The 9,511-nt window shown below is 64.6% G+C and carries 6 protein-coding genes and 1 pseudogene; 1 reads left to right on the top strand and 6 read right to left on the bottom strand.

Features of this window, described 5'->3' with window-relative positions:
• Positions 1-113: 113 nt before the first annotated feature.
• Entirely contained in the window at positions 114-1,325 is a 1,212-nt protein-coding gene (gene mltB / locus ABT24_RS15010; RefSeq protein ID WP_353743857.1) for a lytic murein transglycosylase B, read from the top strand.
• A 456-nt stretch (positions 1,326-1,781) separates the two neighbouring features.
• Here the strand turns inward: mltB and ABT24_RS15005 are convergent.
• The 6 genes and pseudogenes from ABT24_RS15005 to rfbB form a co-directional block, all read right to left on the bottom strand.
• Positions 1,782-3,098 (bottom strand): annotated as a pseudogene (locus tag ABT24_RS15005) (putative bifunctional diguanylate cyclase/phosphodiesterase); the annotation flags it as partial.
• A gap of 1,125 nt (positions 3,099-4,223) precedes the next feature.
• Positions 4,224-5,159 (bottom strand): DMT family transporter, encoded by a 936-nt coding sequence (locus ABT24_RS15000; protein ID WP_276733119.1) that lies wholly within the window; start codon positions 5,157-5,159, stop codon positions 4,224-4,226.
• Positions 5,160-5,241: 82 nt separating this feature from the next.
• A complete protein-coding gene (gene rfbC, locus ABT24_RS14995) occupies positions 5,242-5,805 on the bottom strand; it encodes a dTDP-4-dehydrorhamnose 3,5-epimerase (protein WP_276733115.1) in 564 nt (187 codons plus the stop codon).
• Positions 5,802-6,689: a glucose-1-phosphate thymidylyltransferase RfbA gene (gene rfbA, locus ABT24_RS14990; RefSeq protein ID WP_276733112.1), complete on the bottom strand. Its 888-nt coding sequence runs from the start codon at positions 6,687-6,689 to the stop codon at positions 5,802-5,804. Before rfbA ends, rfbC begins: the two co-directional genes overlap by 4 nt.
• Positions 6,690-6,697: 8 nt before the next feature.
• Positions 6,698-7,606 carry a dTDP-4-dehydrorhamnose reductase gene (gene rfbD / locus ABT24_RS14985; protein WP_276733109.1) on the bottom strand — a complete coding sequence of 303 codons (909 nt, stop codon included), beginning with the start codon at positions 7,604-7,606 and terminating at the stop codon, positions 6,698-6,700.
• Positions 7,603-8,667, bottom strand: a complete 1,065-nt coding sequence (rfbB, locus tag ABT24_RS14980) for a dTDP-glucose 4,6-dehydratase (protein ID WP_276733106.1) — start codon at positions 8,665-8,667, stop codon at positions 7,603-7,605. Before rfbB ends, rfbD begins: the two co-directional genes overlap by 4 nt.
• Between the last annotated feature and the right edge of the window lie 844 nt (positions 8,668-9,511).

Here is a 9,511-nt window from a genome sequence, read left to right as displayed (position 1 = left end):
GATCTGATAGATCGTGTCGATGAAGCGTCTCGGGCATCTCAATAGCGCGGTTGGTATGAACAGCGCCATCATGCCACAACTCGTGACGACTCTATCTAGCGGATGGCGACAACATGCGAACATGTCGGGCATGCGCCACATCTTGCGCTACCCGATGCCCCACTGATCCCTGCACGATGCCGCTCAACACCGCTCCCGTCCCGTTTTCGACACACTCCATCAGCCGCCGCCGCTGTTTGCAAACCGGCGCCGGACTGGCGTTGGCCGCGCTGCTTCCCCCTGCCCTCGCGCAGAACGTCGGCGCATCTGCGCCGTTGCCCAGCGCGAGCAGCACGACGCCCGCCTCAGCGGCGTCCCCCGCGCAACTGGGCGACTGGAATGCCCTTTCCGTGCAAGCGCTGATTGGGCGCATCGTCGAACGCAACAACCTGCCCGAAGCCCTGGTAGCGCGGCTGATCGGCCGGGCGCAATACAGCGCGACAGTGGCCCGGCTCATTCTGCCGGGGCCGCCGGGCAAGAAAAACTGGCGGGTGTACCGCAGCCGGTTTCTCGACAACCTGCGCATCGGCGCGGGCAGCGACTTCATGCAGGAATTCGGCGTGTGGTTTGCCCGCGCGCAAGAGCGCTACGGCGTGCCGCCACACATCGTCGCGGGCATCCTCGGGGTGGAGACGATTTATGGCCGCAATATGGGCAACTTCCGCGTGGTCGATGCGCTCTCCACCCTGGCGCTGCGCTACCCCACGCAGGCGCCACGCGACCGCAGCGCTTACTTCGGCGTGCAGCTCGGCGATTTTTTCCAGTGGTGCGCACAAGACGCACGCAACCCGCTGCAGGTGCGCGGCTCCTATGCCGGCGCCATCGGCATGCCGCAGTTCATGCCCGAGAGCATCTTGAAATATGCGGTGGACTTCGACCACGGCGGCGGCATCGACCTGATCAACGACCCGGCAGACGCCATCGGCTCGGTGGCCAGCTATCTGGCGGCCAAGGGCTGGGTGCGCGGCCAGCCAGCGCACTTCCCCCTGCAGCTGCCGTCCGATCTGCCGCAAGCCAGTCTCGACACCTTGCTCGGGCCGGACATTACGCCAACCTTCACCGCCGACCAACTCGTGGCAATGGGCCTGCCGCTGCTGCCGCAGGCCCGCGCCTATGCGGGCAAGCTGGCCGTGGTGCAACTGCCCAATGCCGGAGCCGCGCCCGACTATGTGCTGGGCACGGACAATTTTTACGTCATCACCCGCTACAACCAGTCGGCGTTTTACGCGCTGGCGGTGATTGAGCTGGGCGAAGTGGTGGCTGCTGCGGCAGCAGCTCAATCCTGAGGCGTGGCGCTGAGCTGGCGGATGCCCGCAAGCACGATGGCGCTGAGCTCGGCCACATCCTGACCGTAGCGGCGGGCGGCGTTCAGCTCGCCCAGATCGAGCGCGGCCGAGTTCATGGATTTCAGCATGCTGCTCCAGCAGCAGCGCGTAGCGCGGGTCGCGGCCGTAATACAGCCGCCCCTGACCGTTGAGCCACAGGCCGAGGTGGCACTGGTTTTCCGCCGCCACATCGAGCACATGGTCGGGAAACGGCACCTCGCCGCGCACCGCCTGCTGCAGCCGTTCCACCCGGCGCAACTGCGCCACCTCGACTTCGTGCGGAAACTCGGCGGCGCGCAGATTGGCCGTGGGCCGCACCCAGGTCTGCACCCAGGTGGCCACGGCGTCGGCGGGCAGCGGGCGGGCAATGGCGTAGCCCTGCGCCAGGGTGCAGTTCATCGCCGCCAGCACCGAGAGATGCTCCAGCGTTTCGGCGCCTTCGCCAATGACTTCCAGCCCGAGCAGATTGGCCGCGGTGACCACGGCGGAGACGATGGCGAAGTCTTTCGGGTCGTTGACCATGTCGCGCACGAAGGACTGGTCGATCTTGATCGATTGCGCCGGAAGCTGCTGCAAGTAAGTGAGCGAGGCCGCGCCGGTGCCGAAGTCGTCGAGCGCGACGCTCAGGCCAAGATCCTGGCAGCTTTGCAAAATCTGCCGCGCCTGCTCCAGGTTGCGCAGCGGCGCCGACTCGGTGACCTCGAGCATCAGCCCGCTCGCGGGAAAACCGGGATGGTTGTGCAGCGCCTGATGCAGATCGTCCAGAAACTCGGGCGCCAGAAGATGCTCGGCGCTGATGTTGACAGCGATATGCAGCTCCAAGCCCTCGGCGCGCCACTGCACGCCCTGGGTCAGCGCCTGGTCGAGCACGAAGCGACCGATGGCGCGCGCCAGCCGTCCGTGGTCGAGCACGCTGGCGAAGTCGGCCGCCACCATTTGCCCGCCCTGCTCGGTCTGCAGACGCAGCAAGGCTTCGACGCCCACCACCGCGGGCCGCGCCGGGTCTCCACCGATGGCCACGATGGGCTGGTAATTGAGCGACAGCCGCCCTTGCTGCAAGGCGGCCTCCACGCTTTCGAGCAAATTTTTCTGGCGCTGCGCCTCGCGCTCGAAATCGGGCTTGAAACGCAGGTAGCGATCTCGCCCCGCAGCCTTGGCGGCATAGAGCGCCAGATCGGCGCGGCGCAGCAAGGTTTCGGCATCGCCGCCGTCTTGCGGATAAAGTGCGCAGCCCAGACTCACCGAAATCGACGCCTGCCGACCCACGCCCAGATCGAAGGGCTGGCGTAGCGCCGAGAGGATGCGCTGCGCCGCCGCTTCGGCCGCGATTTCGCCGCTGCCCAGCCCTTCCGTCAGCAGCACGGCGAATTCGTCCCCGCCCATGCGGGCCATGACTTCACCTTCGCGCAGGATGGCCTGCAGACGCTGCGCGGTTTCGCGCAACAACGCATCGCCGGCCGAGTGCCCATAGGCGTCGTTGACTTGTTTGAAGCCATCGAGATCGAGCAGGAGCAGGCCGAATTCGCCCTGACGTCTCCAGGCGGTTTCAAGCGCCACCTGGAGCCGCTCGCGCAATAGCGCGCGGTTGCCGACCGCCGTGAGCGGATCGGTGATGGCCAGGGTACGCAGCCGCTGCTGCTGAACCTGCGCCAGCGCCTGTTCGCGGCCGATCTGGCCCGTGGCGTAGCGATACAGCACGGTGAGCAGCAGCAACAGCAGCAACAGCCCGACCATCGGCGGCCAGATGGTGTGCAGGTATTGCGTCCACAGCAGACTTCCCGGCACCGAAACCGCCACCGCCAGATCGGGATAGCCCGGCAGCCGCTGCCAACTGCCGATACGCATCGAACCGTCCGCCGCGACCCAGCCGTTGTAATGCGCACTAGGAGCTGTCGGCTGATTGGTCAAAGACTGAACGAATACCCCGGTCTGCGGCTTGGAGAAGAACGACGCTTCTTTGGGTGCTGGCCATCGGGCGAGCACATAGCCATCGTTGCGCGCCAGCACGGCGGCAATGCCGCTGTAAGGCAGCGCCGTGTTCGCCAGGGTCTGCTGCAGAAAAGCCTGGGTGCTGACCGCGGCAATGACGTAGAACGCCGGATGCGTCTGCCCCGCGGGAATCTCGCGCACCAGCGGGATCACCCATTTACCGACCAGCGGCCCGATCAGGGGGCGACCGATGATGAGCTTGTTTTTTTGCGGCTGGGCGCGCAGGCGCGCCAGCGCATGCAACAGATCGGGATAGTGCTGCAGATCGGGGAGTTTGTCCGAGCGCAGCGAGCTGCCCAGAAAACGCCCATCGGCCGATACGATGTTGATCGACAGCGACCCCGGCAGCAGCGCTTGCCTGCGTTCGAGCAGAATCTGCAGCACTTCGGGATGCTGCAGCAAATCGGCCTTGTCCTGAAGGTCGGAGCCGGTGGCTTCGAGCACCGACGAAAAACCCTGGAAGTAAGACTGCGTTGCGCTCACCAGAAAACTCGAACTGGTGTCGAGCGAGCCGTAGAGAATCTCGCGCTGCCCCCGCCAGGAGGTCACGGCGTAGACCAGCGCGAGCACGACGAAGGTGATGAACAGCGTCCAGTAAGTGCGGCGAATCCAGCGTTGCACGATGGGCGTCGGCGCCAGTTGCGGCGCCTGACCAGAGGCCGACAAGGGCAGCTCGGACTGCTGCTCCATCCCGAAAGTCAGGGTATCGGGTGAGGCGCCGTTGACGTTCGGCTCGGAAGTCATTCAATCGGGGCAGTGGACATCATCGGGGTGGATTTCAAGCTTGCTGCACTTTACCCTGCGCTGGCAAACCACCACAACGCCCCATTCCCGGACTTCGGTGAAGAGCCGCGGATTGTGTGAAAGACTTCACAATTCCTGCTCCAGCGGCACCGGCTGCTGGCGCGCGTTGAGGGCGACGTGAATCCCGGCGAAGATCAGCAAAGCCGCCCACAAGTGATACCAGTGGATGGTTTCGCCCAGAAACAACCAGCTCAGCAGCGCGGCGAACAGAGGCGCCAGATTGCCGAAGTAAGACGGAATCTGCGCCCCGACCTTGCCCACCGCGCTGCCCCAGCACCAGTAGGCCAGCAGCGAAGGCAACACCGCCACATAGGCCAGCGCCAGCCAGACCGGGCCGCCCCAATGAGTCGTCTGACCGCCGATCCAGCGTTCAGCCAGCATGAAGGGCAGGATGGACAGCACGCCCCAGATCATTTGCGCGGCCAGCGAAGTCATCGGCGCCAGGCCCAGGGGCCGCTGCCGCAGCTCCCAGGTGTAGATCGCCCACAGAAACACGGCCACGAGCATGATGAGATCGCCCGGCGCGTAGTGCAGCGCCGTCAGATGCGCCAGATCGCCCTTGGCCACGACCAGCGCCACCCCGGCGATCGACAGCATGGCGCCGATCCATTGCGCCCGTCCCACAGTCTGCTTGTAAAACGCCCCGCCGATCAGCAGGATGAACACCGGCGCGCTGGAAGTGATGAGCGAGACGTTGAGCGGCGTGGTGGTCTCCAGCGCCACGTATTGCAGCGAGTTGTAGCTACCCACCCCCAGAATGCCCATGACCGCAAGCGACTTCCACTTGCTGCGCAACACCGCCCGGTTGCGCCACAGATCGGGGCCGACGATGAGCAGCGCCAGCAACAGCGCGAACAACCAGCGGTAAAAGCTCAGCGCCATGGGGGGAATCTGCCCCACCATCAGCCGCCCCACGACGGCATTGCCGGCCCAGAACAGAGGCGGCAGGGTCAGCAGAAGAACGGTGCCTGGGTCAAGAAAGGAGTGGCTTTTGGATGGCATGGGCGCATTATTTCAGTGCCCCCGTCAATCTGCTCAACAAAGCGCACGCCGCAAGGGGGCCCGAGAGACGGTCAGTCAGCCCTCACTCGTACACCTCGGCCTGCGCCAGCCGGGGCGCCGCCGCATCCTTGGCCGCCAGACTCGGCTGACCGCCCGGCAGGTGCAAACCTTTCAGCGGCCAGTCGATGGCCAGTTCCGGATCGTTCCAGGCGAGATTGCGGTCGTGTTCCGGATACCAGTAGTCGGTGGTCTTGTAGAGGAAGTCGGCGGTTTCGCTCAGCACCACGAAGCCGTGACCGAAGCCCGGCGGCACCCACAGCAGGCGCTGGTTCTGCGCGCTCAGTTCCACGCCCACCCACTGTTTGAAGCGCGGCGAGCTGCGGCGCAGATCCACCGCCACATCCCAGACCGTGCCGGTGACCGCGCGCACCAGCTTGCCCTGCGGCTTGACGAGCTGGTAGTGCAGGCCGCGCAGCACGCCCTGGGCGGATTTGGAGTGGTTGTCCTGCACGAACTCCACATCCAGCCCGGTGTCCAACGCGAAGGTCTTGCGGCTGTAGCTCTCGAAGAAAAAGCCGCGGTCGTCCCCAAAGACTTTGGGCTCCAGAATGAGCACTTCGGGCAAGGCGGTGGGAATGACCTTCATGCCTTCTCCTCGGCCAGCAGGCGCAGCAGATACTGGCCGTAGCCGTTCTTTTTCATCGGGGCGGCGAGTTGTTCGAGCTGGGCGGCAGTAATCCAGCGTTGGCGGAAGGCGATTTCCTCCGGGCAAGCGACCTTCAGGCCCTGACGCTTTTCGATGGTGGCGATGAACTGCCCGGCTTCGAGCAGACTGTCGTGGGTGCCGGTGTCCAGCCAGGCGTAGCCCCGGCCGAGGGTCTGCACCTGCAACTGGCCCTGCTGCAGATAGACGCGGTTGACGTCGGTGATCTCCAGCTCGCCGCGCGGCGAGGGCTTGAGGTGGGCGGCGATGTCGCACACCTGCGGGTCGTAGAAGTACAGGCCGGTGACGGCGTAGCTGCTCTTCGGCTTGGCGGGCTTTTCTTCAATGCTGATGGCGCGGCCGGTGGCGTCGAACTCGACCACGCCGTAGCGTTCGGGGTCGTGTACGTGATAGGCGTAGACCGTCGCGCCTTGGGTCTGGGCGTGAGCCTCTTTGAGCGAGGCTTGCAGGTCGTGGCCCCAGAACAGGTTGTCGCCCAGCACCAGCGCGCTCGGCGCGTTGCCGATGAAGTCGCGGCCGATGATAAAAGCCTGCGCCAGGCCGTCGGGGCTGGGCTGTACCGCGTACTGCAGGCTCAAGCCCCACTGGCTGCCGTCGCCGAGCAATTGGGCAAAGCGCGGGGTGTCTTGCGGGGTGGAGATGATGAGCACGTCGCGGATGCCTGCGAGCATCAGTGCGGACAGCGGGTAGTAGATCATCGGCTTGTCGTACACCGGCAGCAGTTGCTTGCTCACCGCCTGGGTGACGGGGTAGAGCCGGGTGCCGGAGCCGCCGGCGAGGATGAGGCCTTTGCGGGCTTGGGTCATAGCGGAAGTCACAGCGGAAGTTCGTCGATCAGGCGTTGCACCTGAGTCTGCCAGGGCGGCAGAAACAGATCGAAGGTGGTTTGGAGTTTGCTGCAGTCCAGCCGGGAGTTGGCCGGGCGCGGGGCGGGCAGCGGGTAATCCGCCGTGGTGATGGCCTGCACGTGTTCGGAGGCGCAGCGCAGCGGCAGGCCGCGGGCGGCAGCGCGGGCGATGACGAATTGCGCGTAGCCGTGCCAACTGGTGCTGCCCTGCGCGGTGAGGTGATAGAGGCCGCTGGCCTGCTGTGCCAGAGCGGAGTCGGTGCGCAGGCGGTGCAGCATCTGCGCGGTGACGTCGGCAATCAGCTCGGCGCTGGTGGGGGCGCCGAACTGATCGGCGATCACCCGCAGGCTGTCGCGCTCGGCGGCGAGCTTGAGCATGGTCTTGGCGAAGTTGCCGCCACGCGCGGCGTACACCCAAGAAGTGCGCAGGATGAGATGGCGGCAACCGCTGGCGGTGATGGCCTGTTCGCCCGCGAGTTTGCTGCGGCCGTAGGCGCTTTGCGGGTTGGGGGTGTCGGCCTCGGTGTAGCTGCCGGGCGCAGGTTTGGCGCCGTCGAACACGTAGTCGGTGGAGTAGTGCACCAGCATGGCGTGGTGTTCAGCGGCCCAGGCGGCGAGCACGCCCGGCGCTGCGGCGTTGATGCGCTGGGCCAGTTCAGGGTCGGTCTCGGCTTTATCGACGGCGGTGTAGGCGGCGGCGTTGACGATAAGCTCAGGCTGCTCGCGTTGCAGCACGGTGCGCAGGGCATCGAGGTCGCCAAGGTCGGCTTGGGTGCGATTCAGCGGCCGCACGTCGCCCAGCGGCAGCAAGGCGCGACGCAGCTCCCAGCCGACCTGGCCGTCTGCACCGAACAGCAGGATGCGCGGCGGGTTCAAGCGGCGGCTCCGTACTGTTTGCCGACCCACTGGCGGTAGGCGCCGCTGGTGACGTGTTCCACCCAATCCGGGTTGTCGAGATACCACTGCACGGTTTTACGCAGGCCGGTGGCGAAGGTTTCTTGCGGAGTCCAGCCCAGTTCGCGCTCGATCTTGCGGGCGTCGATGGCGTAGCGCCGGTCATGGCCGGGACGGTCGGTGACGAAAGTGATCTGCGCCCGGTAGCTGCTGCCATCCATCTTGGGGCGGAGTTGATCGAGCAGGTCGCACAGGGTGTGCACCACATCGAGATTCTTCACCTCGTTGCGGCCGCCGATGTTGTAGGTTTCACCTAGGCGACCGGCTTCGAGCACGCGGGCGATGGCGCGGCAGTGGTCTTGCACATACAGCCAGTCGCGCACGTTCTGGCCGTCGCCATACACCGGAAGGGGTTTGCCGGCCAGGGCGTTGTGGATCATCAGCGGGATGAGCTTTTCCGGAAATTGATACGGGCCGTAGTTGTTGGAGCAGTTGGTGGTGAGCACCGGCAGGCCGTAGGTGTGATGCCAGGCGCGAACGAGGTGATCGCTTGCTGCCTTGCTCGCGCTGTAGGGGCTGTTGGGGGCGTAGGGGGTGGTCTCGGTGAAGGCGGGGTCGGTGGGCGAGAGGCTGCCGTACACCTCGTCGGTGGAGACGTGCAGGAAGCGGAAGGCGGCTTTCTCCGGCGCGGGCAACGCGGCCCAGTAGGCGCGGGTGGCTTCGAGCAGCTCGAAGGTGCCTTGCACATTGGTGCGGATGAAGTCGCCGGGGCCGTGGATGGAGCGGTCGACATGGCTCTCGGCGGCGAAGTGCAGGAGGGCGCGGGGGCGGTGCGTGGTCAGCAGCGCGGCCACCGCTGGGCGGTCACAAATATCGACCCGCGCGAAGTGGTAGCGCGGGTCGGAGGCCACTGGGGCCAGGCTCTCCAGGTTGCCGGCGTAGGTGAGCGCGTCGAGCACCAGCACGGGCTCGTCCTTCTGGCCCAGCCAGTGGTGCACAAAATTGGCGCCGATGAAACCGGCGGCTCCGGTGAGGAAGATCATGATTTGAAACCTGGTGAGAAGCCTGTTCGTACTGACATTGTCACAGATGAACGGCCTCAAACCTCGATGGCTGGATCACGGCATGAAGTCGCCTTTACAGTCAAACAGCTCGTACTGAGCTTTACACAAAAACACATATAAATTCACAAAAATGAGAAATTCTTCAAATTAGCATGCGGAACATGTCAATAATTACAGTTTTTTAGTCGTCCGTTGTCGTGGGTTTTGGTCTTAGTGCAAGCAGATGTTGTATCCCCATTGACCTAGTGTTGTTGCGCACGAGCCTCACTGATGAAAGTAAACAAGAGGAACTGAGCACCCCCCGTGGTTGCAGCCACGCCCCATTGACCGCCTTGATCACCTCTTCCCTGGAGCGCCATCATGCCCTTACTGACACACACCAAGCGACATCCCGCCCTTGCACCGCATCATCGCAACCCTCTTCGAGCATCGCGACTGGTCATTGCCTCTACTTTGGCACTCGCCCTGGCCGCTTGTGGGGGCGGGAGCAGCAGCACAAGCGACAACTCGACTGCACCCCTGTCAACCACGGTCACAGGTACAGCCGCCTATGGCAAACCATTGGCGGACATGCAAGTCGTGGCTATCGACACTAAGACCGGCCAGACATGCGGACAAACTACGACTCGAGCAGATGGCACATACACCCTCAGCACGGGAACGTGCGGTCAGGACGACACACTACTTTTCGAAGTCGTTGGCGGTACCCCCAACGGCAGTCCGCTTTGAGCCTGTCAGGAATTTTGTGTGCGAGGCATAGCATGAGAATCAGGAGCATGTATGCCAAGCAAGACGAAGTTGAAGAACGCGGCCATTGCGGCCA

It is taken from the genome of Thiomonas sp. SCN 64-16 (assembly GCF_001725585.1).
In the GTDB taxonomy this organism is placed as follows: domain Bacteria; phylum Pseudomonadota; class Gammaproteobacteria; order Burkholderiales; family Burkholderiaceae_C; genus Thiomonas; species Thiomonas arsenitoxydans.
The sequence above is the reverse complement of the archived record's forward strand: the minus strand, read 5'-3'. Positions and strand labels throughout refer to the sequence as shown.